We start from the raw sequence: 26,609 nt of genomic DNA on the forward strand, positions 1-26,609 counted from the left end.
GTGGCATGGCGCCGCGCGAGCGCGAGGGTGCATGAGCATTCGGTAGCGAGAGCATGGCGATAGTCTGGAATGGACGACGTGCGTGAGCTAGATGTAAGACCTGTCAGGGATGCCTGGGGGAACCCGGCCTGTGCGGTGCGGGAGGCAGCGCTGTGACCGCCGGCATGCTGCATGGCAGCTTCTTGTCGGTCATGCAGGCCCAGACTGAAGCGGATTTCCGCCAGGAGGTCATCCGCTTTGCGCAGGATCTGGGCTTCGCCTATGTGTCGGCGATGACGGTCATCGATCAGTCGCTGACCCATTCCGATTTCTTCACGGTGGACAACACGCCGCAGGCTTACAAGGACGGCTTTCAGAACAACCAGATTTGGCGCCGCGATCCTGTGATGCAGCACTGCAAGCGGGGTACTGTGCCCATCCTGTGGGACCAGGCCACCTATGTCCGCAACGGGGTCGAAGAGCTCTGGGAAGAGCAGGCGGCCTTCGGTTATCGCACCGGGATTGCGTTGGCCATGCATCTCCCGCAGGGCCGCCATTTCACCTTCGGCGTGGACCGTGACCAAGCCTTGCCCAAGGAGCCGGCTGCCCTGACCCGGATCGTGGCCGACATCCAGCTGTTTGCCGTGCACGCCCAGGAAGCGGCCTTGCGGCTCTTCGTGGCGCCCAACGCGGTGGCGCTGGAGCGACCCAAGCTGACGCCCCGCGAACTGGAGGCCCTGCGCTGGACCATGGAGGGCAAGACGGCCTGGGAAGTGGGCACCATCCTGGGCATCAGCGAGCGCACCGCGGTGCTGCATTTGCAGAATGCGATGCACAAGCTCGAGGCCACCAACAAGCACCAGGCGGTGCTCAAGGCGCTGCGCCTGGGCCTGATCCACTGAGCAGGGGATGTGTTGCGGAGGGTGACGCCCTGTAAGAGTTGACAGTGTCGTCAAAAGCGGGGACTTGGTTCAATGACTCCATGCGCTCGATGCGCACCGATCAACGGAGTCAACCACCATGAAGCAAGTCCTGAAGTCCATCGTTTCCAACACCCTGGGCGCGCTGCGTGCCAAGACTGCACCGGTGCAGCCGCTCCAGCAGATGTCCGACACCGAGCTGCGGGCTGTGGTGGGCGGCACCAGCGCTGACGCCGTTGATGCCCTGCCGCGCGGCGGCTGGTAAGACAAGAAGCAAAGACGCTGTCATCGTGAATCGGCCTGGGGAGGGCGATTCTCACTTCAAGCACTCTCAGGGAAGACAAGTCCAGAACTAGGACGTGTTGGGATCTCTCGACGGCGGCCACGGGAAACCGGGCCGCCGTCTCTTTTTGGGCGGCTGCCGACGCCCTATCATCTGCCCGCCATGCCGCACACACCATCCCCCCGCCGAAGTCCTGAGGAGGCTGGGTGAGCCTGTTCCGACCCGAGGCCTTGCGTCACCGACAGGGGGAATGGCTGGGCACGCTGCAGCTGTCGCAGCCCCTGCCACTGGCGTGGATCACCGCCGGCGTGGTGGCCAGTGTGCTGGCCTTGGGCCTGTTCCTGGCCTGGGGGCAGGGCAGCCGCCGCGTGCAGGTCAGCGGTGTGTTGATTCCTGCCGGCGGGTTGGTGCGCATCGTGCCGCCCCAGGTGGCGCGGGTGCAGCGTCTGGCGGTGCAGGAAGGCCAGCCGGTGCGGGCCGGGCAGCTGCTGATGACCCTGGCCGTGGGCGATCCCCGCCTGGCCGGAGCGCCGCAGGGGCAGCTGCAGCAGACCTTCGACGCCCGGCTGCAGAGCCTGGCCGACACCGAGCAGCAGACCCGCCGGGTGGCCGAGGCCCAGCAGCAGTCGCTGGCGCAGCGCATCGAAGCCCTGCAGCGCGAGTTGCAGCAGCTGGCGCAGCAGGTCCAGTTCCACCAGCAGCGCCTGACCCTGGCCGAACAGGCCCAGGCCCGGCTGGAATCCTTGGCGGGCCAGCAGTTCGTTTCCACCGCCCAGGTGCAGGCCAAGCAGGAAGAGGTGATGGGCCTGCGCGCCGACGGCGCCGCCTTGCTGCGGCAGCGGGCCTCGCTGGCGCGTGACCTGGCCGATCTGCAGGCCCAGGCGCGCGAGCTGCCGGCGCAGACGGCCCAGCAGCTGCAGGCCCTGGCCCGGCAGCGCGACGAGATCCGCGAGACCGCCACCCGCGCTGACCCGGCGGCGGCCGACCGGGTGCTGCCGGTCACCGCGCCGATGGCCGGCACCGTCACCGCCATCTACGCCGGCGCAGGCCAGGCGGTCAGCGACGAGTTCGCCATGGCCAGCCTGTGGCCGGCCGGGGCGCCGCTGCAGGCGCATCTGTACGCGCCGTCCAGCGCCTTGGGCTTTGTGCGGCCGGGGCAGCCGGTGCGCCTGCGGCTGCAGGCCTTTCCGTACCAGAAGTACGGTTGGCTGGACGGCACGGTCCGCCAGGTGGCCCAGGCCCCGGCCCAGGCCACCGAGCTGGCCAGGCTGCCGCTGGCCTCCCAGACGGGCGCGCCGCAGCCGCTCTACCGCATCGTGGTCACGCTGTCGGCCCAGGCCATGCGCGCGGGCGGCCTGGCCCAGCCCCTGCAGCCGGGCATGCAGTTGGACGCCGACATCCAATTGGAGCGCCGCCGTTTGATCGAATGGGTGCTGGAGCCCCTGCTGGGCTGGCGCCAGCGCTGGTGAGCACGCACGCATGACCGAACCGACCCCTGACGCCGGAACCGAGGCCTTGCGCGGCCTGCGCACGAGCTGGGGCCGCCGCCGCGTGCCGTTGGTGTTGCAGACCGAGGCCGCCGAATGCGGCCTGGCCTGCCTGGCCATGGTGGCCGGTGCCCATGGGCTGGACACCGATCTGCCGGCCCTGCGCAGCCGCTTCCAGATCTCGATGAAGGGGGCCACGGCAGCCGATGTCTGCGAGATGGGCGCGGCCCTGGGCCTGGCGCCGCGCGCCCTGCGGGCCGAGCCGGCGCAGCTGGCCCAGCTGAGCCTGCCGGCGGTGCTGCACTGGGACCTGAACCATTTCGTGGTGCTGGCCGGGCTGAAGCGCGGCGTGGCCACGGTGCACGACCCGGCCCGCGGCGTGCGCCGCATGAGCCTGGCCGAGCTGTCACCGCATTTCAGCGGCGTGGCGCTGGAGTTCACGCCCACCGCGGCCTTCGTGCCCCGCCGCGAGCGCCAGCCGGTGCGCCTGCGCGAGCTGATGGGCCGGGTGCTGGGCTGGAAGCGGGCGCTGGGCCAGGTGCTGCTGCTGGCGCTGGCACTGGAGCTGCTGGTGCTGGGCAGCCCCTTCTTTCTGCAGTGGGTGGTGGACAGCGCCCTGCCCACCGGCGACCGCGACCTGCTGCTGACCCTGGGCGTGGGCTTCGGCGGCCTGGTGCTGTTGCAGTCGGTGGCGGCCGCCGCCCGCTCCTGGGCGGTGCTGCACCTGTCTTCCACTCTGAAGCTGCAGTGGCTGGGGCAGGTCTTCGCCCACCTGCTGCGCCTGCCGCTGGAATGGTTCGAGCGCCGCCACACCGGCGATGTGTGGTCGAGATTTGCTGCGGTGCAGCAAATCCAGGATGCACTGTCGATGCAGTTCTCCGAGGCGGTGATCGACGGTCTGATGGTGCTGCTGACCCTGGTGCTGATGCTGGCCTACAGCCCGACGCTGACCGCCGTGGCGGTGGCCGCGGTGGCGCTGTACGCGGTGCTGCGCTGGGCCCTGTACCGGCCGATGAAGGAGGCCTCCGAGGAGGCCCTGGTGCACGAGGCCCGCAAGAGCAGCCACTTCCTCGAGTCGCTGCGCGGGGTGGGCGCGATCAAGCTGTTCAATGCCCAGGGGCGGCGCCAGTCGCGCTTTTTGAACCTGGTGGTGGACGCGATGAACGCCAGCCTGGTGGCCCGCCGGCACGAGCTGGTGCTGTCGGTGGGCCAGCGGCTGATCTTCGGCCTGGAGCGGGTGGCGGTGGTCTGGCTGGGCGGGCTGGCGGTGATGGACCAGCAGATCAGCACCGGCATGTTGTTCGCCTTCCTGGCCTACCAGGAGCAGTTCGCCACCCGTTTCGGCGCCTTGATCGACAAGGCCGGCGAGCTGCAGCTGCTGCGTTTGCAGGGCGAGCGCCTGGCCGACATCGTGCGCACGCCGCCCGAGGAGGACGCCGGCGCGCCCCTGCCTGCGGGCACCGAGCTGACGGGCCGGCTGACGGTGCGGGGCCTGCACTTCCGCTACGCGGATGTGGAGGCCGAGGTGCTGCAGGACATCAGCTTCAGCGTGGCGCCGGGCGAGTCGGTGGCCATCACCGGGCCCTCGGGCGGTGGCAAGACCACGCTGCTCAAGCTGCTGCTGGGCATTTACGCCCCGCAAGGCGGCGAGGTCTGCATCGACGGGCTGCCGCTGGCCCGCCTGGGCCGGGCCCGCTGGCGCAGCCTGATCGGCACGGTGATGCAGGACGAGCCGCTGTTCGCCGGCTCCATCGCAGACAACATCGCCTTCTTCGCGCCCGACCCGGACCGCGACTGGATCGAGGCCTGCGCCCGGCAGGCCGCGGTGCACGAGGAGATCCTGGCCATGCCCATGGGCTATGCCACCCTGGTGGGCGACATGGGCACCAGCCTGTCGGGCGGGCAGAAGCAGCGCATTCTGCTGGCCCGGGCGCTGTACAAGCGCCCGCGCATCCTGCTGCTGGACGAGGCCACCAGCGCGCTGGACGTGGACCGCGAGCGCCTGGTGAACCAGGCGGTGCAGCAGCTGCAGCTGACCCGCATCATCGTGGCCCACCGGCCCGAGACCATCGCCAGCGCCCAGCGGGTGCTGGTGCTGAAGGATGGCCGCTTGATCGAGGACCGGCCGGTCGGCGGCTGAAGCCGCTCAGTTCACTTCATCGGGCAGGTCTTGATGCCCAGCACCGTGTAGAGCGGGCAGAAGCGCAGGGCGCCGGTGGCCAGCGGCACGATGCCGATCCAGCCCCAGACGCCGATGGTGCCGGTCAGGGTGAGGGCGATCAGCACGAGGCCGACGAGGATGCGGGCGATGCGGTCGAAACCGCCGACATTGGCTTGCATGAGTCTCTCCTGGTCTTGGAAGGCACGCTCGTTGGCGAGCGCATGGGCGTACTGTGCGCCCGGCAGCTGGCCTGGTCTGTGACTGCGGTCACACAGCCGACCGCGCGGGCCGGGGCGCTCAGCCGCCGGAGGCCAGCTGGCGCAGGGCGGCGGCGTCCAGCACCTCGATGCGCTCGCGTCCCAGGCGCAGCCAGCCGGCCCGTTCGAAACGCTTGAGCAGCCGGGTGACGATCTCGCGCACGGTGCCCAGCTCGTCGGCCAGGGCCTGGTGGCTGCTGGCCACCACCGCGCCGTGGCCCAGCAGGGTGCCGGCCAGACGCTGATCCAGGCGCTGGAAGGCCACCGCCTCGGCCAGGGCCATCAGGTCGGCCAGGCGGTCGGCGAAGATGCCGAAGACGAACTGGCGGAAGCCAGCGTCGATCACCCAGCGGTCGAAGCCACGCGGGCTGAGCACCACCAGCTCGGTGGGCTCTGTGGTGGCGCCATGGGCCACCATCAGGCTGTGGCCGAACAGGCAGGAGGTGGAGGCCACGCACAGCTCGCCCGGGCCCACGCGGTAGAGCTCCAGCGAGCGACCGTTCTGCGCGCCGCGGGCCACCCGCACCTCGCCGCTGAGCACCAGCGGAAAGCCCTGGCAGGGAGCGCCTTCCTGGAACAGCGGCGCCTGGGCCGGCACGGTCATCACCGCGGCGTCTTCGGCCAGCACGCTGTCCCGCAGCGCGGCGGGCAGGGCGGCCACGGCCGGGTAGAGGGCGGACAGCCGTTCGGCCAGGGGCAGGGGCGATGGGGACGGCACGGGCATGGCGGCAGTGTATCGGCGGCGGGCCGTCAGGCGGCTATCGCCGCCATGCAGAGATTCGATGCCGCGGTGGGCATCGCTTCAGCACAATGAGAACCGTTCTCAACGATTTCATCCACCCACACGGAGTCCACCATGGCCAAAACCCTCAGCTTCGGCGCCATGCACGTCGGCATCGCCTTCGGCCTGGGCTATGCCTTCACCGGCAGCGTGGCCACGGCCGGGGTGCTGACCGTGGTGGAGCCGCTGTGCAACATGGTGGCCCACCACTTCTTCGAAGGTTGGTGGGAGCGCCGCGAGCACGCCCGCGCTCAGCCCGCCGGCGAAGAGGGGGAGGTGGTCGGGGCCGGGGCCGGGTTGGTGGCGGCTTCCAGCCCACCCAGCCAGATCATGGCCTGCTGACGGCTGTCGCCGCACATCTCGGGCGAGGGCTGCAGTGAGCCGCAGACCGCCGGCCGCCGCGGGTCGCCAAAGATCTGGCAGCGGTCCTGCGCATCCAGCTGCACGCAGCGCATGCCCGCCGGCTTGCCCTGGGGCATGCCGGGGATGGGGGAGGAGATCGACGGGGCGATGCAGCAGGCGGCACAGTGCGGGCGGCAGTCCATGGCGGGATTGTTCCACGTGAAACAGTGGCGGCGGTGGGCCCTGGGCAGGGTCTTGACCGTGCCGGTGACGCCAAAGGGTGGGCAGCCTAAAATAGAGGGTTCGCCTCGCAGGAGCCTGCTCGTGCTGTATCCCAAGGAATTCGACGTCATCGTGGTGGGTGGTGGCCATGCCGGTACCGAGGCCGCCCTGGCCGCGGCCCGCATGGGCTGCGCCACCTTGCTGCTCACCCACAACATCGAGACGCTGGGGCAGATGAGCTGCAACCCCTCGATCGGCGGCATCGGCAAGGGCCACCTGGTCAAGGAAGTGGACGCGCTGGGCGGGGCCATGGCCCTGGCCACCGACGAGGGTGGCATCCAGTTCCGCATCCTCAACTCCAGCAAGGGGCCGGCGGTGCGTGCCACCCGGGCCCAGGCCGATCGCATTCTCTACAAGGCCGCCATTCGCCGCCGCCTGGAGAACCAGCCGAACCTCTGGCTGTTCCAGCAGGCAGTGGACGACCTGATGGTGGAGGGCGACCGGGTGGTGGGGGCGGTGACCCAGGTGGGCATCCGCTTCCGGGCCCGCGCCGTGGTGCTCACGGCGGGCACGTTCCTGGACGGGCGCATCCATGTGGGCCTGCAGAACCACAGCGGCGGCCGGGCCGGGGATCCGCCGGCGGTCAGCCTGTCGGCTCGCCTGAAGGAGCTGAAGCTGCCCCAGGGCCGGCTCAAGACGGGTACGCCGCCGCGCATCGACGGGCGCAGCATCGACTTTTCCAAGCTCGCCGAACAGCCCGGGGACGGGGTGGGGCTGGTGGGCCGTTGGGGCGAATCGGCCCCGACCGGGCCCGAGGTGCCGGTGTTCAGCTTTCTGGGGGAGGCGGCCATGCACCCGCGCCAGCTGCCCTGCTGGATCACCCACACCAACGAGCGCACCCACGCCATCATCCGCTCCGGCTTCGACCGCAGCCCGATGTTCACCGGCAAGATCGAGGGCGTGGGCCCGCGCTACTGCCCCAGCATCGAGGACAAGATCAACCGCTTCGCGGACAAGGACTCGCACCAGATCTTCCTGGAGCCTGAGGGCCTGACCACCAACGAGTTCTATCCCAACGGCATCTCCACCAGCCTGCCCTTCGACATCCAGCTGGCGGCGGTGCAGTCCATGCCCGGGCTGGAGAACGCCCACATCCTGCGGCCGGGCTACGCCATCGAGTACGACTACTTCGACCCGCGCGAGTTGAAGTCCACCTTCGAGACCCAACAGATCCAGGGCCTGTTCTTCGCTGGCCAGATCAATGGCACCACCGGCTACGAGGAGGCGGCCGCCCAGGGTCTGTACGCCGGGGCCAATGCAGCCCTGCAGGCCCTGGGGCGCGAGCCCCTGGTGCTGGCGCGCGACCAGGCCTACCTGGGCGTGCTGGTGGACGACCTGATCACCAAGGGCGTGAGCGAGCCTTATCGCATGTTCACCAGCCGGGCCGAGTTCCGCCTGCAGCTGCGGGAGGACAACGCCGACGCCAGGCTGACCGAGCTGGGCCGCTCGCTGGGCTTGGTGGACGATGCGCGCTGGGACGCCTACGCGCGCAAGCGCGACGCTGTTTCACGTGAAACAGAGCGCCTGAAGTCCACCTGGGTCCACCCGGGCATCTTCCCCGCCGAGGCGGCGGAACGGCTCCTGGGCAAGGCCATCGAGCGCGAGTACAACCTCAGCGACCTGCTGCGCCGTCCGGGCGTGGGCTTCGACACCGTGGCCGAGATCGCCGCGCTGGCCCGGCCGGACGCGGGTGTTTCACGTGAAACACTGAATGCCGAGCTGGGGCTGCCCCTGGCCACCGCGGTGGTGGAACAGGTGGAGATCGCCACCAAGTACGCCGGCTACATCGACAAGCAGCAGGAGGAGGTGGGGCGTGCCCAGGCCTATGAGCGGCTGAAACTGCCGCCCGACCTGGACTATGGACAGGTGACGGCCCTGAGTCATGAGGTGCGCCAGAAGCTCAACCGCCACCGCCCGGAGACCCTGGGCCAGGCGGCGCGCATCTCGGGCATCACACCCGCGGCCATCTCCCTGCTGCTGGTCCACCTGAAGAAGAAGCGTCTGGCGGGCTTTGCTGCCGAGACCTCCGACGAAGCCACTTCCCCGCAAACCTGAAGGCGCTGCGCCACCCCATGACCCATCCGCTCCATGCCGAACTGAGCCGGGGCCTGTCGGCCTTGAGCCTGCCCTTGTCGCCCGAGACCGAGCAGCGTCTGCTCGACTACCTGGATCTGATCGCGCGCTGGAACAAGGTCTACAACCTGACCGCCGTGCGGGACCCGCAGGACATGTTGCGTCAGCACCTGCTGGACTGCCTGGCGGCCGTGCCGCTGCTGGATGGCGCCGAGGCCGCCCGCGGTGGGGATGGGCAGACCGCTTGGCGCATCCTGGATGTGGGCAGCGGCGCTGGCCTGCCGGGCGTGGTGCTGGCCATCGTGCGTCCGCAGTGGCAGGTCACCTGTGTGGACACGGTGGCCAAGAAAGCCAGCTTCATCCGCCAGGTGGGGGTGGAACTGGGGCTGCCCAACCTCCAGGCGGTGCACCAGCGGGTCGAGGAAATGGACACACCGCCGTTTGACCTGGTCACGTCCCGTGCCTTCGCCTCCCTGGCCGACTTCATCGCCCTGACCCGCGAGCGCCTGGCGCCGCAGGGCCAATGGGTGGCGATGAAAGCCCATCTGACGGAGGAGGAGCGGGCGGCGGTGCCGCCGGATGTGCGGATCACCGGGGTGTCGCCGCTGGCCGTGCCGGGCCTGGAGGCCCAGCGCTGCCTGGTCTGGATGCGCCCCGCCATCTGATTCCCACCACCCGCCCACAGGGTGGGCACAGCTTGTCCGGGGTTTGTCCCCAAGCTTGTCCACAGCCTCGGGCGCGTTTTCTGTTGCGTGTGGGGAGGGCGACCGGCCCGCCCTCGGCGACAATGGCCGCTTTCCCGTCCACCGCATCCCCATGTCCCGGATCTTCTGCATTGCCAACCAGAAAGGTGGCGTCGGCAAGACGACCACCTGTGTGAACCTGGCCGCGGGCCTGGCCAGCGTCGGGCAGCGGGTGCTGCTGGTCGACCTGGACCCGCAGGGCAATGCGACCATGGGCTCTGGCGTGGACAAGCGCACCCTGGGCCACAGCGTCTACGACGTGCTGCTGGAAACCGCCTCCATCCCCGAAGCCAAGGTCCGCTCGGACAAGGGTGGCTACGACGTGCTGGGCGCCAACCGCGAGCTCTCCGGCGCCGAGGTGGAACTGGTGGCCCTCGAGCGCCGCAACGAACGCCTGCGCGCAGCGCTGAAGGCGGTTGATGCAGACTATGACTTCGTGTTGATCGATTGTCCGCCCAGCCTCAGCATGCTGACGCTGAACGGGCTGTGCAGTGCGCACGGTGTGATCGTGCCGATGCAGTGCGAGTATTTCGCGCTGGAAGGCCTGACGGACCTGGTCAACACCATCAAGCAGGTGCATGCCAACCTGAACCGGGACCTCCAGCTCATCGGCCTGCTGCGGGTGATGTTCGATCCGCGCATCACGCTGCAGACCCAGGTCAGCGACCAGCTCAAGGCGCATTTCGGCGACAAGGTGTTCGACACCGTCATCCCCCGCAACGTGCGCCTGGCCGAGGCGCCCAGCTACGGCCTGCCGGGCGTGGTGTTCGACCCCGCCGCCAAGGGGGCGCAGGCCTTCGTGCAGTTCGCCCAGGAGATGGTGGCCCGGGTGGCCGGCGAACTGCCGACGACCGCGCCCGCGGACGACAGCGCCCGCGCCTGACGACGGTGGCCGCCGCGGCGGCTCAGAGCGCGCGCGTCAGCAGCAGGCCCACGTGGTTGGAGCCGACGTGGCTGGGGGCCACCACGCCATAGATGCCGGAGCGGTGGTGGAGGCGCAGCGCCAGGGACCAGCCGGGCAGGGCGTCATGGCGCAGGGCGATTTCCGGGGACATGTAGAACAGCGTGGCGTAGTTCTTCTCGTCCGTGTGGTCCGGGTTGTCGTAAGGCGGCTTGTTCAGCGCGTGGGACAGGCCGAAGCTGCCCGCCACATCCACATTGAGCCCGCGCCACTGCACGCCGGTGGCGCCGATGCGCCAGGCGGCCACCAGTTCATCGGAATGCAGCAGGCCGTTGTGGTGGAAGGCGCCGAACTCGATGTCGGTGAACACCGGCATGCCGCCCCAATCGCCCCAGGCGTTCACCCAGCCCGGGTTGTCCAGCGAGCGACGCAGCAGCACGCCCGCCATGTGGCTGTTCTGGCTCCGTGTGTCCCCCTTCAGGGCATGGGGCAGCAGATCCAGCAGGTTGTCCTTGTAGAGCGTGCCGCCGTACAGGCCGACCGACCAGATGCCGCCTGGTGGGTTGCTGCTGCCTTGATCGGTCTGGGCCCAGCCGGAGGGGCTGAACAGGCTGGCAGCGGCCAGCGCGAGGACGGCCACCGGAGGCCGCGCGGCAATGCGTCGGGTCATGCAAGGTCTTTCGGGAAACGGCCGCGACAGTCGGCGGCAGGCAGGGGTGGGCAGTATGGAGCTGCCAGCCCGCCGGTGCATCCCTTGCTCGAGGGGGTGGCCGGCCGGGGCTGGCTCAGAGCCCTGCGCCCTCGTCCAGCCCCAGATGCACGTTCATGGCCTGCACGGCCGCGCCGCTGGCGCCCTTGCCCAGGTTGTCCAGGCGGGACATCAGCAGCACCTGCTCGTCGTTGGCGAAGACGAACAGGTCCACCCGGTTGGTGTTGTTGCAGGCCTGCACATCGAAGAAGCCGCTGGCCAGGGTGTCCGGATCGGCCAGGGGCATGACCCGCACGAAGCGCTCGCCGGCATAACGCGCGGCCAGGGCCTGCTGCAGATCAGCGGCCGTGGCGCCGCCCTTCAACTGCGAGCGATGCAAGGGCACACTCACGGCCAGACCCTTGTAGAACGGGCCCACCACCGGCAGAAACACCGGCGGCTGGGCCAAGCCGGTGTGGGCCTTCATCTCGGGCAGGTGCTTGTGGGTCAGGCCCAGGGCGTAGGGGCGGGGCGCCTGCAGGGCCGGGTCGCCGCCGGCCTCGTACTGCTCGATCATCTTCTTGCCACCGCCTGAGTAGCCGGTCAGCGAGGTGGCCGAGATGGCGGCATCGGCCGGCACCAGGCCCGCGTCCACCAGCGGGCGCAGCAGCAGGATGAAGGCGCTGGCATGGCAGCCGGGGTTGGCGATGCGCTTGCTGGCGCGGATGGCGTCGCGCTGGCCGGGGGCCAGCTCGGGCATGCCGAAGGTCCAGCCCGGCACGGTGCGGTGGGCGGTGCTGGCGTCGATCACGCAGGTGGCCGGGTTGCTCAGCAGGCTCACCGCCTCGCGCGAGGCGGCGTCGGGCAGGCAGAGGAAGGCCACGTCCGCCGCATTGAGCAGGCGCGCGCGCTCGGCGCTGTCCTTGCGCTTGTCGGCGTCGATGCGCAGCACCTCCACATCGCTGCGGCTGGCCAGCACCTCGTGGATGCGCAAGCCGGTGGTGCCTTCCTGGCCGTCCACGTAGATCTTGAATGTCATGCTGCGGTCCTTCTCTTCTGCCTGGACGTCAGCATGCGGCGGCTGCGCCAGAATCGGGGCCCCGAAGCATAAGGCAAGCACAGGTCCCCACGGTGTCAACGCATTCATCCGCGCCACGCATTCTGTTGTTGCCGGGCTGGCAGGATTCCGGCGACGGCCACTGGCAGACCCGCTGGGAGGCCCTGCACGGCGACGAACGGGTGCGCCAGCACGACTGGCTGTGGCCGCGCCGGGGCGACTGGATGGCCCAGCTGGAGGAGGCCGTGCTGGCCGACGAGCGGCCGGTGGTACTGGTGGCCCACAGCCTGGGCAACCACCTCGTGTCGGCCTGGACGGACCACAGTCGCCTGGTGGGGCGGGTGCAGGCCGCCCTGCTGGTGGCACCGCCCGATCTGGACCGGCCGGAGGTGCCGCCCCAGCTGTTCAACTGGCGGCCCATGCGCCTGCCCCGCCTGCCGTTCCCGGCGCTCGCCGTCTACAGCGAGGACGATCCCTGGTGCACGCCCGAGCGGGCGCGCTGGCTGGCCGCGCAGTGGGGTGTGCCCAGCCGGTCCATCGGCGCCAGAGGCCATGTGAACCACGACTCCGGCCTGGGCGACTGGCCCGAAGGGCGGGCCTGGCTGCAGGCATTGATGACCCGCGGCGGCGCGCCCGTGGTCTGAGCGGGCCGGCGGGCTGTCATCGGGGCTTCACCGGTCCTGCCTAGCCTGGGCCTCTCTCCGCAGACATGTGAAGGCCGCCCCGTCGGTGGCCGCGTCGCGGGGCCACCATGAGCACAACCCACCCCGGCCTGCCCGATGGCGAGGCCCTGCTGCGCGCCGCCGAGGTGGCGGGCACGGTGCGCAACCGGCACCAGTTCTTCCTGTGGCTGCGCCTGCACCTGCACCGCTTCGTGCCGCACGAATTGCTGCTGTGCCGCCTGGGCCGGCTGCGCGCGGGCGCGGACCACCGCGCCGAGGTCTTCAACTGCCTGCCGTTGGCGGCGGGTCTGGTGGAGACCCTGAACGATCCCCAGGGGGCGCTGTGGCGCCAGCTGCACGAAGCCTGGGTGAATGCGGGCCGCCGCCCCGTCCTGCTGCCGCTGGACCGTCTGACGGCGGAGGAGGGCGCCGCTCTGCAGACGGCCGGCTTTGCCCAGTTGGCCGTGCACGGGGTGGATGGCACGGCGGGTATCCATCCGCCGCTGCTGCTGGCCCTGGGCCGGCACGCAAGCCAGCCGCTGGATGCACAGACAACCTCGGCGGGGCTGCAGACCTGGCTGCCCCATCTGCACTTCAGTGTCGCCCGGGCCTTGCAGGAGGGGGATGCCGTGGGGGCCGGGGAGGCCGACTGGCCCCGGGTGCTGACCGAACGCGAGCTGGAGGTGCTGCGCGCGATGCGGGTGGCCCGCAGCAATGCCCAGATCGGCGAGCAGCTGGGCATCAGCGCGCTGACGGTGAAGAACCACCTGCGCAAAATCATGCGCAAGCTGGGGGCCGGCAACCGGGTGCAGGCGGTGGCCGAGGCCATGGCCCGCCACATGATCAGCTGAGCCGCGCAGCCGGCTTGCGCCAGCCCGCATGGCCGCGGGCCGCCGATCGCGGACAATGCGCCGCATGGCAAGCAAGAAACCCAAGGGCCTCGGGATGGGGCTGGAGGCCCTGTTGGGGCCCAAGGTCACCGAAGCCTCCGCGCGCGAAGCAGAGCGTGAGGGCGCGCCCAGCGTCCTGAAGATCGCCCAGATGCAGGCCGGCAAGTACCAGCCGCGCACCCGCATGGACGAGGGCTCGCTTTATGAACTGGCCGAGAGCATCAAGGGCCAGGGCATCATGCAACCCATTTTGGTGCGTCCGGTGGGCGATCCGGTGCAGCGGCGCTACGAGATCATCGCCGGCGAGCGCCGCTTCCGCGCCGCCCAACTGGCCGGGCTGACCGAGGTGCCGGTGCTGGTCAAGGCCGTGCCGGACGAGGCCGCGGCCGTGATGGCCCTGATCGAGAACATCCAGCGCGAGGACCTGAACCCGCTGGAAGAAGCCCAGGGCCTCAAGCGTCTGGTCGACGAGTTCGGCCTGACGCACGAGCAGGCCGCGCAATCGGTGGGCCGCTCGCGCAGCGCGGCGTCCAACCTGCTGCGCCTGCTGAACCTGGCCGAGCCCGTGCAGAAGATGCTGATGGCCGGCGACTTGGACATGGGCCATGCCCGGGCCCTGCTGCCCCTGCCGGCCGCCCAGCAGATCCTCACCGCCAACGAGGTCGTGGCCCGAAAACTGTCGGTGCGCGACGCCGAGAAGCTGGCCACCAAGGCCCTGCAGCCGGAGAAGCCCGCCAGCGGCAAGGCCGCGCCCGAGAAGTCGCGCGACATCCTGCGGCTGGAGGAGCAGCTGGCCGACCTGCTCACCGCCCAGGTCGAGATCCGCGTGCAGCGCAAGACGCGCCGCGGCGAGCAGGGCGAGGTCGCCATCCGCTTCGCCTCGCTCGATGAGCTCTCGGGTCTCTTGGACAAGCTGGGCCTGACCGAGCGCTGAGCCAGCGCAAGACGATCTTCAGATCTTCCGCCCGGGTCAACCCCGTGTCATCGACGTCAACCCTCTTGCCGCGCGGCGCGTTCGGCGAGAGGATGCCTGCATGACGTGCGGGCCGCAAAGACCCTGAGGGTCGCGCTGCCAGGCAGACCCGACGGGCACGGCTTATGCTGTACCGACTGCGAAAGGTGAAGGTTTGAAAACTGCGTGAGAAAAGACGGCTTGATCCCCACTTGCCTTGTGCCGGTCCAGCCCCAAGCTTCCTCCCACGCACCTTGCTGAACTGAATGCATCCCTGATCGGAAAGCTCTGATGGCGCCCGGGCCGAGTCAAGCCGGGACTCCATCAAAACTTTCCAGACGCTGTCCGGAGTCACGACCGGCTGCGCCTTCCCTGCCCAGGAGGTCAACATGGATGTGATCAGCACCTTTGCCGCCCGCTACGAGCGCACCCGCGAGGAAGAGATGTCCCTCGAGGACTATCTGGCGGAGTGCAAGCGCAATCCCCTGGCCTATGCCACGGCGGCCGAGCGCATGCTGCAGGCCATCGGCGAGCCGCAGATGGTCGACACCCGCCACGACCACCGGCTCTCGCGCATCTTCGCCAACAAGGTCATCAAGATCTACCCGGCCTTCGCCGAGTTCTACGGCATGGAGGACGCGATCGAGCAGGTCGTCTCCTATTTCCGCCATGCCGCACAAGGCCTGGAGGAGAAGAAGCAGATCCTCTACCTGCTGGGGCCGGTGGGCGGCGGCAAGTCCTCCATTGCCGAGCGCCTGAAGGCGCTGATGCAGGAGGTGCCCTTCTATGCCATCAAGGGCTCGCCAGTGAATGAATCGCCGCTGGGCCTCTTTGACGTGGAGGAAGATGGCCCGCTGCTGGAAGAGCAGTACGGCATCCCGCGGCGCTACCTCAACCGCATCATGAGCCCCTGGGCCGTCAAGCGGCTGGAGGAGTACGGCGGTGACATCCGCCAGTTCAAGGTCGTCAAGCGCTACCCCAGCATCTTGAAGCAGGTCGGCATCGCCAAGACCGAGCCGGGTGACGAGAACAACCAGGACATCTCCAGCCTGGTGGGCAAGGTCGACATCCGCAAGCTCGAGAGCTATGCCCAGGACGACCCGGACGCCTACAGCTACAGCGGCGGCCTGTGCCTGGCCAACCAGGGTCTGCTGGAATTCGTCGAGATGTTCAAGGCGCCGATCAAGGTGCTGCACCCGCTGCTGACCGCGACCCAGGAAGGCAACTTCAAGGGCACCGAGGGCTTCGGCGCCATCCCCTTCGACGGCGTGGTGCTGGCCCACAGCAACGAGAGCGAGTGGAAGGCCTTCCGCAACAACAAGAACAACGAGGCCTTCCTGGACCGCATCTACATCGTCAAGGTGCCGTACTGCCTGCGCGTCTCCGAAGAGGTGAAGATCTACGAGAAGCTGCTCAAGAGCTCCTCGCTGGCCGGCGCCACCTGCGCCCCGGGCACGCTGAAGATGATGGCCCAGTTCGCGGTGCTCACGCGGCTGAAGGAGCCCGAGAACTCCAGCCTGTTCAGCAAGATGCAGGTCTACGACGGCGAGAACCTGAAGGACACCGACCCGCGCGCCAAGTCCATGCAGGAGTACCGCGACTACGCGGGCGTGGACGAGGGCATGGCGGGCATCTCCACCCGCTTCGCCTACAAGATCATCTCCAAGGTCTTCAACTTCGACAGCCAGGAGGTGGCCGCCAACCCGGTGCACCTGATGTACGTGCTGGAGCAGCAGATCGAGCGCGAGCAGTTCCCGCCCGAGACGGAGCAGAAGTACACCGCCTTCATCAAGGAGCTGCTGGCCCCGCGCTACGCCGAGTTCATCGGCAAGGAGATCCAGACCGCCTACCTGGAGAGCTACAGCGAATACGGCCAGAACATCTTCGACCGCTACGTCACCTACGCCGACTACTGGATCCAGGACCAGGAGTACCGCGACACCGACACCGGCGAGGTGTTCGACCGCGCCTCGCTCAATGCCGAGCTCGAGAAGATCGAGAAGCCCGCGGGCATCGCCAACCCCAAGGACTTCCGCAACGAGATCGTCAACTTCGTGCTGCGCGCGCGCGCCAACAACGCGGGCAAGAACCCGAACTGGACCAGCTACGAGAAGCTGCGCACGGTGATCGAGAAGAAGATGTTCTCCAACACCGAAGAGCTGCTGCCGGTCATCAGCTTCAACGCCAAGGCCAGCGCCGACGAGGCCAAGAAGCACGAGGACTTCGTCGACCGCATGGTGCAGAAGGGCTACACGCCCAAGCAGGTCCGCCTGCTGTGCGAGTGGTACCTGCGCGTGCGCAAGAGCTCCTGATGAGGTTCCCTGGTCGGCCGACAGACCGACCAGGGCCAGAAGTCTGACCGAGGAATGCGATGCTGCAGCAGATCATCGACCGTCGGCTTGCGGGCAAGAACAAGTCGATCGGCAACCGCGAGCGCTTCCTGCGGCGCTACAAGCAGCAGATCCGCGAGGCGGTGCGCCGCGCGGTGGACGGCCGCGGCATCCGCGACCTGGAGCGCGGCGAAGAGGTGCGCATCCCCAAGAAGGACATCTCCGAGCCCGTCTTCCACCATGGCTCGGGTGGCCAGCGCGACATGGTGCACCCGGGCAACCAGGAGTACGTGACCGGCGACCGCATCCAGCGCCCGCAGGGGGGCGGCGGCAAGGGGCAGGGCAAGGGCCAGGCCAGCGATTCCGGTGACGGCGAGGACGAGTTCACCTTCGCCCTGTCCAAGGAAGAGTTCATGCAGGTCTTCTTCGAGGACCTGGCCTTGCCGCACCTGATCCGCACCCAGCTGGCCGAGACGCCGGAGTGGAAGACCCACCGGGCCGGCTTCTCCAGTGACGGCACGCCCAACAACCTGCATGTGGTGCGTTCCATGCGCGGCGCCCTGGGCCGGCGCATCGCGCTGGGGGGCGAATCGCGCCGCGAGCTGCACGCGCTGGAGGACCTGGTGGCTCAGATGCTGCGCCAGCCCTCGGACGATCCGGCCGTCAAGCAGCAGCTCAGGGAGGCCCAGGAGCGCATTGCCGCGCTCAAGGCCCGGCTGGGGCTGATCCCCTTCCTCGACCCGATCGACCTGCGATTTCGCAGCCGGGTGCGGGTGCCGGTGCCCACCAGCAAGGCGGTGATGTTCTGCCTGATGGACGTCTCCGGCTCGATGGACGAGCAGCGCAAGGAACTGTCCAAGCGCTTCTTCATCCTGCTCTACCTGTTCCTGACCCGCCACTACGAGAAGATCGAGCTGGTCTTCATCCGCCACCACACCCAGGCTCAGGAGGTGAGCGAGGACGATTTCTTCCATGCCCGCGAGACCGGGGGCACGGTGGTGTCCAGCGCGCTGGAGCTGATGGACCAGATCATCCGAGAACGCTACAACCCCACCGAGTGGAACATCTACGGCGCCCAGGCCAGCGACGGTGACAACTGGCACCACGACAGCGGCCGCTGCCGCGAGCTGCTGGCCGAGAAGCTGCTGCCCGCCTGCCGCTACTACGCCTATGTGCAGGTGGCCGAGGAGGAGCAGAACCTCTGGGAGGAATACACCCGCCTGGGCGAGAGCCACCCGAACTTCGCGATGCGCAAGGCGGTGGAGGCCTCCGAGATCTACCCGGTCTTCCGCGACCTGTTCAAGAAGGAAGGGGCCACGACATGAGCGACTTCTCGCAAGAGCGCCGCTGGCACGACGACCGCAGCAGGATCCCGGACGGGCAGGACCGCCGCAAGGGCAGGGTGGCCCTGCAGGCCCCGCTGCCGCCCGGCCCGCGGCCCGAACACCCGCTGCCCGACCCCAGCGACTGGACCTTCGAGCTGATCACCCAGTACCACGAGGTGATCGACCGCACCGCGCGCCGCTTCGGCCTGGACACCTACCCCAACCAGCTGGAGATCATCACCGCCGAGCAGATGATGGACGCCTACGCCAGCGTGGGCATGCCGGTGAACTACCGGCACTGGAGCTACGGCAAGGAATTCATCTCCACCGAGAAGAACTACAAGCGCGGCCACATGGGCCTGGCCTACGAGATCGTCATCAACAGCAACCCCTGCATCAGCTACCTGATGGAGGAGAACACGATGGCGATGCAGGCCCTGGTCATCGCCCACGCGGCCTACGGCCACAATAGCTTCTTCAAGGGCAACTACCTGTTCCGCATGTGGACGGATGCCTCGTCCATCATCGACTACCTCGTCTACGCCAAGAATTACGTGGCCCAGTGCGAGGAGCGCTACGGCGTGGACACGGTGGAGGAATTCATCGATTCCTGCCACGCGCTGCAGAACCATGGCGTGGACCGCTACCGCCGCCCCACCAAGAAGTCGCTGGCCGAGGAGCTGGCGCTGCGCAAGGACCGCGAGGCCTATGCCCAGCAGCAGGTCAACGATCTCTGGCGCACCCTGCCGCGCAAGGCCGAGGCCGCCGAGGAGGCGCCCGAGGCCCGACGCTTCCCGGCCGACCCCGAGGAGAACATCCTCTACTTCATCGAGAAGAACGCGCCGCTGCTGGAAGCCTGGCAGCGCGAGATCGTGCGCATCGTGCGCAAGGTGGCGCAGTACTTTTACCCCCAGCGCCAGAGCCAGGTGATGAACGAGGGCTGGGCCACCTTCTGGCACCACAAGCTGCTCAACACCATGTACGACGACGGCTACCTCACCGACGGCGTGATGATCGAGTGGCTCAAGTCCCACACCAACGTCATCTACCAGCCCCGGGTGGGCGACCGCGGCTACAACGGCCTGAACCCCTACGCGCTGGGCTTTGCGATGTACACCGACATCCAGCGCATCTGCGAGGCGCCCACCGATGAGGACCGGGCCTGGTTCCCCGACATCGCCGGCAAGCCCTGGCTGCCCACGCTGGACCAGGCCATGCGCAACTACAAGGACGAGAGCTTCATCGGCCAGTTCCTCAGCCCCAAGCTGATGCGCGATTTCCGCCTCTTCGCCATCACCGACGACGAGCGCCAGCCCACGCTGGAGGTCAGCGCCATTCACGACGAGGCCGGCTATCGCCAGGTGCGCGAGGCGCTGTCGCGCCAGTACGACCTGGGCGCGCGCGAGCCCAACATCCAGGTCTGGAATGTCAACCTGCGCGGCGACCGCAGCCTGACCCTGCGCCACACCCAGCACAACAACCGGCCGCTGGACGACAGCGCGCAGGAGGTGCTCAAGCATGTGGCCCGGCTGTGGGGCTTCGGTGTGCACCTGGAGAGCGTCAACGGGCAGGGCGAGGTGACACGGCGCTGGAGCGTGACGGCGCCTTGAGGCTATCCTCGGGGCTGACACCGCCCCCGACCCCTCATGCGCCGCGAACGCCGCAATCTCTACCGACTGCTTCACGTCCAGCCCGAGGCACCGCCCGAGGTTATCAAGGCCGCGTGGCGCGCGCTGATGAGCACGCTGCGGGCCCACCCGGACCTGGGCGGGGACCCGGAGCTGGCCGCGAGGCTGAATGCGGCTTATGAGGTGCTGAGCGATCCGGAGCGCCGGGCGGCCTATGACCGCACGCTCAAGCGCCCGCTGCGGGCTTCGTCCGTACCACCGGCGCCACCCCCTGCGGCGGCACCCAAGCCACCACCGGCCCAGGCGCCACGGGCCGCTCCGGCAGCGCCGCCTTCACCGGCGCGGCGCGGTGCCGCACCATCACCCGCCACGGCCACACCGGCCGATTGCCCCTTCTGCGGCTTCACCCGCCGCACGCCGCTGGCCCAGGACCCGCGCTGCCTGCGCTGCGACAGCCCGCTGACGCCGGCGCCCAGCCGATCAGCGGCGCCCGAGTTGCTGGGCCGCCGCCAGAGCGAGCGCTTCGAGCGCGTGGCGATGGTCGAGGTGTGGGTCAAGGGCGATGCCCGGCCCCGCCATGCCCGGCTCAAGGACCTGTCCTTCACCGGACTGTCCCTGCTGTACCCGGTGGCGGTGCCGGTGGGCAGCATTCTGCGGGTCAAGGCGCCGCAGTTCGAGGCCCTGGTGCAGGTCGTGGCCTGCCGGGCCCAGGCCGGCCAGTTCAGCCTGCACGGCCAGCTGCTGACGCTGGCGCTGGACCGTGCCGGCCGCGGCGTCTACGTGGACGCCAAGGCTTGAGCCTCAGTCAGGCCGTTCAGGGCAGGGTGCAGCTGCCGCTGCCCCCGTCGCGCACATAGGCGTCGGTGAACAGGCTGCCGGCCGCCACCGTGACCACGTTCAGGCCCGCGGCCAGGAACAGCGTGGCCCTGGGCCGGCTGCTGCTCAGCTGGGTCAGCGGCACGGTGTTGAGGCTCACGTTGAGCACGGTGCCGCCGTTGTCGAACAACGTGACGTAGGGCTGGGCCAGGCCCGTTTGCGGGTTCAGCGCGCAGCCTGGCGTCACCGTGGCGTAGGACGTGCCGCTGGCCGCGGTTTCCAGGTCGCCCGAGACGCTGTTGCCCCGGGTGTCCGGAATGCAGACGTTGGGCTGGCCGGGAAAGGTGGGCGTGGCATCGAAGATGTAGCGGTCGGCCACCCGGGCGCTCAGGGCCACCTGCACCGTGTTGGGTTTGGCGGCCAGCCACACCGTGGCATCCGGCTGGGCGGCCGTCACCTGGGTCACCTGTGTCCCGTTGAGGCTGACCGTGGCGCGCGCCCGTTTGGTGGGCTGGTAGAGGCCCGCCATCACCCGCGGCGACAGGCCCGCCGCGGGATGCAGCGCGCAGGACAGGGCGCTGTCGGCGTAGGTCTTGCCGCTGGGGCCGACCTGGATGCCGGCCGCACCCGCCTGCAGGGCGGTGGTGGCCAGGGCGGCCAGCAGAGGGCCACGCAGCAGGCGACGGGCGTTGGAGACGGGGTGGCGCATGGCTGGCTTTCGGCTGGCTGAGGAGGGGGTCGATTATGTGCAAATTGCACACTTACGGGTCAACCCCCCTGTTTGATGCCATCCCCGGCGGTCCTCAGGCCTGGAAGATCTTGCCCGGGTTCAGGATCTGGTGCGGGTCCAGCGCGGCCTTGAGGGCACGCATCATCGCCACGCCGCCCTCGCCGGCTTCCTCCCGCAGAAAGCCCTGCTTGTGCAGGCCGATGCCATGTTCGCCGGTGCAGGTGCCGCCGCTGGCGATGGCCCGGCGCACCAGCCGCTCGTTGAGCTGCTCCACCACCTCGCGCTCCTCGGGCTGCGCCGGGTCGATCAGGTAGATCATGTGGAAGTTGCCGTCGCCCACATGGCCCACCGCGGCATGCGGCAGGCCGGTGGCCGCCGCTTCTTCCAGGTGCGCATTCCACTGATGGCGGACAGTGATTCCATTCCCATCGCGGACAGCGTTCCAGGCGATGGCGGACACGTTGCGCGGGTGTCCTGAGTGACGCTCAAATCGTAGCCGAAGTGTCCGCCATCAGCGTGGAATGGCGGTCGGCGCGGCCGGCTCAGACGGCCTTTGCCAGCTTTCTCATCGACTCGCCCTTGAGGGCTATCTTGTGCGAGCCGTGCACGATGCGGTCCAGGATGGCGTCGGCCAGCGTGGGCTCGTCCAGCCAGGCGTGCCAGGCCGTCACCGGCAACTGGCTGGTGATGAGCGTCGAGCGCGCACCCACCCGGTCGTCGAGCAACTCCAGCAGGTCGTTTCGCTCGTGCGCGGCAATCGGCGCGATGCCGAAGTCGTCCAGGATGAGCAGGTCCAGCCGCGCCAGTTGCGCCAGCCGTTTGCCCAGGCTGCCATCGCCGTGGGCCACGTGCAACTCCTGCAGCAGCCGTGGCGCGCGGGTGTAGAGCACCGAGAAGCCCAGACGCGCGGCCTGCTGCCCCAGTGCGCAGGCAAGCCACGTCTTGCCGCACCCGGTGGCGCCGGTCAGCAGCACGTTGTGGCCATGGCGCAGCCAGTCGCCGCCGGCCAGGCTGGTGATGACCTCCCGGCCCAGGCCCCGGCTGGCGCGCCAGTCGATGTCCTCCAGGCAGGCACTGGAGACCTTCAGGCGGGCCGCCTTGAGCAGGCGCTCCAGGCGTTTGCTGTCACGCCAGTCCACCTCGCGCTGCACCAGCAGCGCCAGACGTTGTTCAAAGGGCAGTTCGCTGGCTGTGATGTGGGTGGCCGCGTCGCTGAGGGCGGCCACCATGCCGTCCAGGCGCAGGGCGCGCAGTTGGTTCAAGGTCTGTTCGTTGAGCATGGTTCTTCCTTGTTGGGTTTGCTTGCGCGTTGGAGCTCAGTGGTAGTAGTCCGGCCCGCGCACGTTCTCGTGCAGCGGCAGGCTCGCCTGTGCGGCCATCGGCGCATCCAGCGGCCGCTGGTCCAGGCCGCAGCCCAGGATGGAGGCGATGCTCTTGTAGGACGGTGAGCGAATCGACTGCGCCCGCGCACAGGCGGCCTCCAGCCGGTCAGCCCCGTACTCACGGCCCAGGCGCATGAGGCCCAGACAGGAGCGGTAACCCTGCTCGGGATGCTGGCGGTGCTCCATCTGCCAGCGCACCACGGCGGCGGTGGCCGCACCCACGCGCTCGCCCCAGGCGATGAGCTTGGCCGGCGTCCACTGCAGGTGCGCCCGGTGCGAGGCCGGCATGTGCTCAGGTGTGGTGGTGTGTGCACCCCGGCGGGGATTGAGGGCGTGGGCGGCCACCCGTTTGCCGCCATGCAGGACTTCGACCGTGCCGGCCGTGATGCGCAACTCCACCGGCTCGCCCACCAGGGCGTGGGGCACCGAGTAGTAGTGGCCATCGAGCTCGACGTGGTAATCGATGTTGACGCGGGCGGGTTTGAAGCGCGCGATGGGCATGCGCACCGCCGGCAGGGGGCGCAGGGCCGGCCGGTCAAGCTCGGCGAAGGCACTGGCGCGGTTGCCCGGCAGCTTCTTGAACGCGCGCTGGTTCAAGTCCACCAGCAAGGCGGCAATCGCCCGGTTGAGCTCGGCCAGGCTGAAGAAGGTCTGGTGGCGCAGCCGGGCCAGAATCCAGCGCTCGACCACCTGCACGGCGACCTCCACCTTGGGTTTGTCGCGTGGCTTGGCCGGGCGCGCGGGCATCACGGCCAGGCTGTAGTGCGCACAGAGTTCTTCGAGCAGGCGGTGCGCGGTGGGCTCGTAGCGGTCGGGGCGGGCCATGAGGGCGCGCGGCTGGTCGGGCACCAGCAGGCGGGGCACGCCGCCGATGAACTCCAGCGTGGCAATGATGCTGGCCACCCAGTCAGCGGCCTTCTGGCTGGCAGTGGCGCAGGCGTAGGTGTAGTTCGATGCGCCCAGCACTGCCACGAAGACCTGGGCCGGGCGTATCTCGCCGGTGCTGGCGTCCACGACGGGCACGGTCTGGCCGGCGTAGTCCACGAAGAGCTTGTCACCGCCCGAGTGGGTCTGGCGCATGGAGCGCTGCAGGCGCCGGGCCCAAGCCTTGTACTTCTCGCAGAAGGCGCTGTACTTGTACGCCTGACCGCTGTGCTGTTGCTGGTATTCCTCCCACAGCAGCTGCAGCGTCACGCCAGGTCGGCGCAGTTCGCGGTGGATGTGGGCGTGGTCGGGTTCGAGGTGCCGGGACTCGCGCGCCACGGGTGGCTTGTAAAGCCGGGCCTGGAGTTCGTCGTCGTTCAGGCTCTGGGCCGTAGCCCAGTCCACGCCGGCCACGCGCGCGTAGCTGGCTATCTCGCTGACAGTGGATTTGGAGATGCCGAGGGCGGCACCGATTTGACGGGTGCTCAAGGCCCCGCGGTGCAGCAGTTGCAGTGTGTGTCGTAGTTTGCTCATGGTGACCCTGGGTGTGGGCATCGCTGGCTCCGGTCAAAAAAACCGGGCAGCGTATGCCGCGTTCGGGTCACTCAGAACACCCCGCAGGTGTCCGCCATCAGTTTGGAATGCTGTCCGCCTTCAGCGTGGAACACTGTCCGCCATCATGGTGGAACACTGTCCGCCATCAGCGTGGAATCGTGTCCGCCATCGCGTGGAATACGCATTCCAGGGCCTGCACCACGTTCTCGGCCAGGCGCGAGATGGGCACGCAGGCGTCGGTGGTGATGGCGCGGCTGCCCGGGCGCATCTGCAGGGTCGAGAAGAAGGCGTGGTGGCGCGCCGCCCACAGCCGGGTGCGCTCCTCGGGCGTGGTGGCCCACTGGAAGTCTTCGCCGCCGTGCTCGCGGGCCAGCTCCTGAGCCACCGCCGTCTGCTCGGCCACGCCCGCCGGGCTGCCGTGGAACTCCATCAGCAGCAGCGGGCTTTCCTTCAGCCCCAGGTGGTCGCGCGCGTTGACGGCGCGCACCGCGTGCGCATCCATCAGCTCGCAGCGGGCGATGGGCACGCCCATCTGGATGAGGGCGATGGTGGTTTGCACGGCGCTGGCCACATCGGGGAAGGAGCAGATGGCCGCCGCCACATGCTCGGGCAGCGGATGCAGGCGCAGCGTGATGTCGGTGATGACGCCCAGCGTGCCTTCGCTGCCCACCAGCAGCCGGGTCAGGTCGTAGCCGGCGCTGGACTTGCGCGCCCGGGTGCCGGTGCGGATCACCTCGCCCTGGGCCGTCACCACTGTCAGACCCAGCACGTTCTCGCGCATGGTGCCATAGCGCACTGCGTTCGTGCCGGAAGCCCGGGTGGCCGTCATGCCGCCGATGGACGCGTCCGCCCCCGGGTCGATGGGAAAGAACAGCCCGGCGTGGCGCACCGCCTGGTTGAGCTGGCTGCGCAGCACGCCGGCCTGCACCGTCACCGTCAGGTCCTCGGGCTGCAGCGCCAGCACCTGGCTCATGCGTGACAGGTCCAGCGACAGGCCGCCCTGCACCGCCAGCAGATGGCCCTCCAGCGAGGAACCAGCGCCGTAGGGGATGACCGGCACCTTGTGTTGCGCGGCCAGACGCACCGCCTCGGCCACGTCCTCGGTGGAATGGCAGAACAGCACCGCGTCGGGTGGCGGCACGTCGAAGGGGGATTCGTCGCGCCCATGCTGCTGCCGCACCGCCGCCGCGGTGGAGAGCTGGGCGCCGAAGCGGGCCTGGAGTTGGGCCAGCATCTCGGCGGGCAGCGGGCGCGGGGGCTGGGACATGCCGGGAGGGCTGGAGGCGTTCATGGGGGCAGGGCAAAGCCGTGATCCGGCCATTGCACCGCATTCCGGCTGCGCGGGGGAGCGCGACGACCCGGTGATTCGTGCAAACAATGCATGAATGATGTTCGTCCGGATGTCTTTATCCGACCCGGCACACGAAACTACGCTTTCGGGTCCACAAAGTCACGGGAGCAAGACATGTCGCAACAGGTGCGGGCCATCCGTCTGGAGGCCTTCGGCGGACCCGAGGTCATGCAGCTGGTGAACGTGGCGCCGCAGGCCCCTGGGCCCGGCGAGGTCTGGCTGGAGCAGCTGGCCATCGGCGTCAACCCGCTGGATGTGCTGCAGCGCAAGGGGTCGGTGCCGCTGCCCTTGCCCACCGGCTTGGGCCTGGAAGGGGCGGGCCGGGTGGCGGCGGTGGGCGAGGGCGTCCATCATCTGGCAGTCGGGGACCTGGTGGGCTACGCCACCGGGCCGCTGGGCGCCTACGCCAGCGCGCGCTGCTTTCCGGCCGAGCGCCTGGTGCGTCTGCCGGCCGGCTTCTCGCCCGAACTGGCCGCGGCCACGCTGTTCAAGGGGATCACCGCCCAGTACCTGCTCAAGACCACCGGCCAGGTGACCGCCGGCATGCGGGTGCTGATCTACGGCGCCGGTGGGGCGGTGGGGCAGCTGATGGCGGCTTGGGCCCGTCACCTCGGCGCGCAGGTCCTGGGCGTGGTGTCCAAGCCGGCCAGCGTTGCACGGGCCGAGGCGGCCGGCTGCCACAGCGTCTTCGTCTTCGATCCGGCCACCCTGCCGACCCAGGTGGCCCAGGCCACCCAGGGCCAGAAGGCCGACGTGGTCTACGACGGCGTGGGCCGCGACAGCTGGGCCGCCTCGCTGGACTGTCTGCGCCCGCGCGGCCTGATGGTGTCCTTCGGTGCCACCTCCGGCCCGCCGCCAGCGGTGGAGGTGGCCACACTCAACGCCAAGGGCTCGCTCTTTCTCACCCGGCCCTCGCTGGCCGCCCACACCGCCACCGCGGCCGAGTACCAGGGCCGGGCTCAGGACGTGCTGGCGGCGGTGACGGCCGGCATCCTGCGGCCCCGGGTCTGGCGCCGCTATCCGCTGGCCGAGGTGGCGGCCGCCCATGCCGACCTGGAACAGGGACGCAGCCAGGGCGCCCTGGTGCTGACGCCCTGAGCCGCCGAGCCC

General features: G+C 69.2%; 24 protein-coding genes and 2 pseudogenes. 16 read left to right on the forward strand and 10 right to left on the reverse strand.

The window, feature by feature from the left end:
* Positions 1 to 152 precede the first annotated feature (152 nt).
* The 4 genes from LRM40_RS00570 to LRM40_RS00585 all read left to right on the forward strand — a co-directional run bounded on the left by LRM40_RS00570 (position 153) and on the right by LRM40_RS00585 (position 4,809).
* On the forward strand, positions 153 to 881 hold the full coding sequence (locus LRM40_RS00570; RefSeq protein WP_151122480.1) for a helix-turn-helix transcriptional regulator: 729 nt from the start codon (positions 153 to 155) through the stop codon (positions 879 to 881).
* Between the two features lie 118 nt (positions 882 to 999).
* Positions 1,000 to 1,164 (forward strand): hypothetical protein, encoded by a 165-nt coding sequence (locus LRM40_RS00575; RefSeq protein WP_170288794.1) that lies wholly within the window; start codon positions 1,000 to 1,002, stop codon positions 1,162 to 1,164.
* A 224-nt stretch (positions 1,165 to 1,388) separates the two neighbouring features.
* Complete coding sequence (locus LRM40_RS00580; protein ID WP_151122481.1) at positions 1,389 to 2,651, forward strand: beta-barrel domain-containing protein; 1,263 nt, start codon at positions 1,389 to 1,391, stop codon at positions 2,649 to 2,651.
* A gap of 10 nt (positions 2,652 to 2,661) precedes the next feature.
* A complete protein-coding gene (locus tag LRM40_RS00585; protein WP_151122482.1) occupies positions 2,662 to 4,809 on the forward strand; it encodes a peptidase domain-containing ABC transporter in 2,148 nt (715 codons plus the stop codon).
* A gap of 11 nt (positions 4,810 to 4,820) precedes the next feature.
* Here LRM40_RS00585 and LRM40_RS00590 read toward each other — a convergent pair whose 3' ends face one another.
* Both LRM40_RS00590 and LRM40_RS00595 read right to left on the reverse strand, forming a co-directional pair.
* A complete protein-coding gene (locus LRM40_RS00590) occupies positions 4,821 to 5,009 on the reverse strand; it encodes a YgaP family membrane protein (protein WP_151122483.1) in 189 nt (62 codons plus the stop codon).
* Positions 5,010 to 5,127: 118 nt separating this feature from the next.
* On the reverse strand, positions 5,128 to 5,811 hold the full coding sequence (locus LRM40_RS00595; protein ID WP_151122484.1) for a Crp/Fnr family transcriptional regulator: 684 nt from the start codon (positions 5,809 to 5,811) through the stop codon (positions 5,128 to 5,130).
* A 132-nt stretch (positions 5,812 to 5,943) separates the two neighbouring features.
* Between LRM40_RS00595 and LRM40_RS00600 the strand changes: the two genes are divergently transcribed.
* Positions 5,944 to 6,210, forward strand: a complete 267-nt coding sequence (locus LRM40_RS00600) for a DUF2061 domain-containing protein (RefSeq protein ID WP_151122485.1) — start codon at positions 5,944 to 5,946, stop codon at positions 6,208 to 6,210.
* Here LRM40_RS00600 and LRM40_RS00605 read toward each other — a convergent pair.
* Positions 6,120 to 6,413 (reverse strand): YkgJ family cysteine cluster protein, encoded by a 294-nt coding sequence (locus LRM40_RS00605; protein ID WP_151122486.1) that lies wholly within the window; start codon positions 6,411 to 6,413, stop codon positions 6,120 to 6,122. The two genes, LRM40_RS00600 and LRM40_RS00605, sit on opposite strands and share 91 nt — an antisense overlap.
* A 121-nt stretch (positions 6,414 to 6,534) precedes the next feature.
* Here LRM40_RS00605 and mnmG point away from each other — a divergent pair, with 121 nt between their 5' ends.
* The 3 genes from mnmG to LRM40_RS00620 all read left to right on the forward strand — a co-directional run bounded on the left by mnmG (position 6,535) and on the right by LRM40_RS00620 (position 10,191).
* Positions 6,535 to 8,547 carry a tRNA uridine-5-carboxymethylaminomethyl(34) synthesis enzyme MnmG gene (gene mnmG, locus LRM40_RS00610; RefSeq protein WP_151122487.1) on the forward strand — a complete coding sequence of 671 codons (2,013 nt, stop codon included), beginning with the start codon at positions 6,535 to 6,537 and terminating at the stop codon, positions 8,545 to 8,547.
* A 17-nt stretch (positions 8,548 to 8,564) separates the two neighbouring features.
* A complete protein-coding gene (rsmG, locus tag LRM40_RS00615) occupies positions 8,565 to 9,230 on the forward strand; it encodes a 16S rRNA (guanine(527)-N(7))-methyltransferase RsmG (RefSeq protein ID WP_151122488.1) in 666 nt (221 codons plus the stop codon).
* A gap of 151 nt (positions 9,231 to 9,381) precedes the next feature.
* Positions 9,382 to 10,191, forward strand: a complete 810-nt coding sequence (locus LRM40_RS00620; RefSeq protein WP_151122489.1) for a ParA family protein — start codon at positions 9,382 to 9,384, stop codon at positions 10,189 to 10,191.
* A 22-nt stretch (positions 10,192 to 10,213) separates the two neighbouring features.
* Here LRM40_RS00620 and LRM40_RS00625 read toward each other — a convergent pair whose 3' ends face one another.
* Positions 10,214 to 10,879 carry a hypothetical protein gene (locus LRM40_RS00625; protein WP_151122490.1) on the reverse strand — a complete coding sequence of 222 codons (666 nt, stop codon included), beginning with the start codon at positions 10,877 to 10,879 and terminating at the stop codon, positions 10,214 to 10,216.
* Positions 10,880 to 10,994: 115 nt separating this feature from the next.
* Positions 10,995 to 11,936: an N-acetyl-gamma-glutamyl-phosphate reductase gene (argC, locus tag LRM40_RS00630; protein ID WP_151122491.1), complete on the reverse strand. Its 942-nt coding sequence runs from the start codon at positions 11,934 to 11,936 to the stop codon at positions 10,995 to 10,997.
* Positions 11,937 to 12,058: 122 nt separating this feature from the next.
* Here argC and LRM40_RS00635 point away from each other — a divergent pair, with 122 nt between their 5' ends.
* From LRM40_RS00635 to LRM40_RS00665, 7 genes are all read left to right on the forward strand, one after another.
* Positions 12,059 to 12,598, forward strand: coding sequence for an RBBP9/YdeN family alpha/beta hydrolase (locus LRM40_RS00635; protein WP_231067861.1), 540 nt, complete (start codon positions 12,059 to 12,061; stop codon positions 12,596 to 12,598).
* 107 nt (positions 12,599 to 12,705) lie between these two features.
* Positions 12,706 to 13,467: a LuxR C-terminal-related transcriptional regulator gene (locus tag LRM40_RS00640; RefSeq protein WP_151122493.1), complete on the forward strand. Its 762-nt coding sequence runs from the start codon at positions 12,706 to 12,708 to the stop codon at positions 13,465 to 13,467.
* 64 nt (positions 13,468 to 13,531) lie between these two features.
* Complete coding sequence (locus LRM40_RS00645) at positions 13,532 to 14,440, forward strand: ParB/RepB/Spo0J family partition protein (RefSeq protein ID WP_151122494.1); 909 nt, start codon at positions 13,532 to 13,534, stop codon at positions 14,438 to 14,440.
* Between the two features lie 407 nt (positions 14,441 to 14,847).
* Positions 14,848 to 16,770 (forward strand): PrkA family serine protein kinase, encoded by a 1,923-nt coding sequence (locus tag LRM40_RS00650; protein WP_151122495.1) that lies wholly within the window; start codon positions 14,848 to 14,850, stop codon positions 16,768 to 16,770.
* Positions 16,771 to 16,829: 59 nt separating this feature from the next.
* Positions 16,830 to 18,113, forward strand: a complete 1,284-nt coding sequence (locus LRM40_RS00655) for a YeaH/YhbH family protein (protein WP_211372924.1) — start codon at positions 16,830 to 16,832, stop codon at positions 18,111 to 18,113.
* On the forward strand, positions 18,110 to 19,723 hold the full coding sequence (locus LRM40_RS00660; protein ID WP_151122496.1) for a SpoVR family protein: 1,614 nt from the start codon (positions 18,110 to 18,112) through the stop codon (positions 19,721 to 19,723). The genes LRM40_RS00655 and LRM40_RS00660 overlap by 4 nt, the downstream gene beginning before the upstream one ends.
* Before the next feature lie 36 nt (positions 19,724 to 19,759).
* The gene (locus LRM40_RS00665) at positions 19,760 to 20,539 is read left to right on the forward strand and encodes a DnaJ domain-containing protein (RefSeq protein ID WP_151122497.1); all 780 of its coding nucleotides are present in this window, start codon (positions 19,760 to 19,762) and stop codon (positions 20,537 to 20,539) included.
* Between the two features lie 16 nt (positions 20,540 to 20,555).
* On the opposite strand, the gene LRM40_RS00670 is transcribed toward LRM40_RS00665, so the two are convergent.
* The 5 genes and pseudogenes from LRM40_RS00670 to LRM40_RS00690 form a co-directional block, all read right to left on the reverse strand.
* Positions 20,556 to 21,266 (reverse strand): hypothetical protein, encoded by a 711-nt coding sequence (locus tag LRM40_RS00670; protein WP_211372925.1) that lies wholly within the window; start codon positions 21,264 to 21,266, stop codon positions 20,556 to 20,558.
* 94 nt (positions 21,267 to 21,360) lie between these two features.
* Positions 21,361 to 21,669 (reverse strand): annotated as a pseudogene (locus tag LRM40_RS00675) (FAD-binding oxidoreductase); the annotation flags it as partial.
* A 160-nt stretch (positions 21,670 to 21,829) separates the two neighbouring features.
* Positions 21,830 to 22,567 (reverse strand): IS21-like element helper ATPase IstB, encoded by a 738-nt coding sequence (gene istB / locus LRM40_RS00680; RefSeq protein ID WP_151126053.1) that lies wholly within the window; start codon positions 22,565 to 22,567, stop codon positions 21,830 to 21,832.
* A gap of 36 nt (positions 22,568 to 22,603) precedes the next feature.
* Entirely contained in the window at positions 22,604 to 24,148 is a 1,545-nt protein-coding gene (gene istA / locus LRM40_RS00685) for an IS21 family transposase (protein ID WP_151126052.1), read from the reverse strand.
* Between the two features lie 187 nt (positions 24,149 to 24,335).
* Positions 24,336 to 25,439: pseudogene (locus tag LRM40_RS00690) on the reverse strand (FAD-binding oxidoreductase); the annotation flags it as partial.
* Between the two features lie 174 nt (positions 25,440 to 25,613).
* On the opposite strand from LRM40_RS00690, the gene LRM40_RS00695 reads away from it, so the two are divergent.
* Positions 25,614 to 26,597, forward strand: a complete 984-nt coding sequence (locus tag LRM40_RS00695; RefSeq protein ID WP_151122499.1) for a quinone oxidoreductase family protein — start codon at positions 25,614 to 25,616, stop codon at positions 26,595 to 26,597.
* Positions 26,598 to 26,609: the final 12 nt, after the last annotated feature.

Origin of the sequence: Ideonella dechloratans (genome assembly GCF_021049305.1) — a bacterium.
In the GTDB taxonomy this organism is placed as follows: Bacteria; Pseudomonadota; Gammaproteobacteria; order Burkholderiales; family Burkholderiaceae_C; genus Ideonella; species Ideonella dechloratans.

Bases quoted from the DNA above. Each gene is read 5' to 3' on its own strand.
- LRM40_RS00605 (WP_151122486.1), bottom strand. From the start codon at position 6,413: ATGGACTGCCGCCCGCACTGTGCCGCCTGCTGCATCGCCCCGTCGATC.
- LRM40_RS00600 (WP_151122485.1), top strand. From the start codon at position 5,944: ATGGCCAAAACCCTCAGCTTCGGCGCCATGCACGTCGGCATCGCCTTC.
- istB (WP_151126053.1), bottom strand. From the start codon at position 22,567: ATGCTCAACGAACAGACCTTGAACCAACTGCGCGCCCTGCGCCTGGAC.
- LRM40_RS00670 (WP_211372925.1), bottom strand. From the start codon at position 21,266: ATGCGCCACCCCGTCTCCAACGCCCGTCGCCTGCTGCGTGGCCCTCTG.
- istA (WP_151126052.1), bottom strand. From the start codon at position 24,148: ATGCCCACACCCAGGGTCACCATGAGCAAACTACGACACACACTGCAA.
- rsmG (WP_151122488.1), top strand. From the start codon at position 8,565: ATGACCCATCCGCTCCATGCCGAACTGAGCCGGGGCCTGTCGGCCTTG.
- LRM40_RS00620 (WP_151122489.1), top strand. From the start codon at position 9,382: ATGTCCCGGATCTTCTGCATTGCCAACCAGAAAGGTGGCGTCGGCAAG.
- LRM40_RS00625 (WP_151122490.1), bottom strand. From the start codon at position 10,879: ATGACCCGACGCATTGCCGCGCGGCCTCCGGTGGCCGTCCTCGCGCTG.
- LRM40_RS00665 (WP_151122497.1), top strand. From the start codon at position 19,760: ATGCGCCGCGAACGCCGCAATCTCTACCGACTGCTTCACGTCCAGCCC.
- LRM40_RS00575 (WP_170288794.1), top strand. From the start codon at position 1,000: ATGAAGCAAGTCCTGAAGTCCATCGTTTCCAACACCCTGGGCGCGCTG.
- LRM40_RS00595 (WP_151122484.1), bottom strand. From the start codon at position 5,811: ATGCCCGTGCCGTCCCCATCGCCCCTGCCCCTGGCCGAACGGCTGTCC.
- LRM40_RS00590 (WP_151122483.1), bottom strand. From the start codon at position 5,009: ATGCAAGCCAATGTCGGCGGTTTCGACCGCATCGCCCGCATCCTCGTC.
- LRM40_RS00640 (WP_151122493.1), top strand. From the start codon at position 12,706: ATGAGCACAACCCACCCCGGCCTGCCCGATGGCGAGGCCCTGCTGCGC.
- LRM40_RS00655 (WP_211372924.1), top strand. From the start codon at position 16,830: ATGCTGCAGCAGATCATCGACCGTCGGCTTGCGGGCAAGAACAAGTCG.
- LRM40_RS00695 (WP_151122499.1), top strand. From the start codon at position 25,614: ATGTCGCAACAGGTGCGGGCCATCCGTCTGGAGGCCTTCGGCGGACCC.
- LRM40_RS00585 (WP_151122482.1), top strand. From the start codon at position 2,662: ATGACCGAACCGACCCCTGACGCCGGAACCGAGGCCTTGCGCGGCCTG.
- LRM40_RS00660 (WP_151122496.1), top strand. From the start codon at position 18,110: ATGAGCGACTTCTCGCAAGAGCGCCGCTGGCACGACGACCGCAGCAGG.
- LRM40_RS00650 (WP_151122495.1), top strand. From the start codon at position 14,848: ATGGATGTGATCAGCACCTTTGCCGCCCGCTACGAGCGCACCCGCGAG.
- argC (WP_151122491.1), bottom strand. From the start codon at position 11,936: ATGACATTCAAGATCTACGTGGACGGCCAGGAAGGCACCACCGGCTTG.
- LRM40_RS00645 (WP_151122494.1), top strand. From the start codon at position 13,532: ATGGCAAGCAAGAAACCCAAGGGCCTCGGGATGGGGCTGGAGGCCCTG.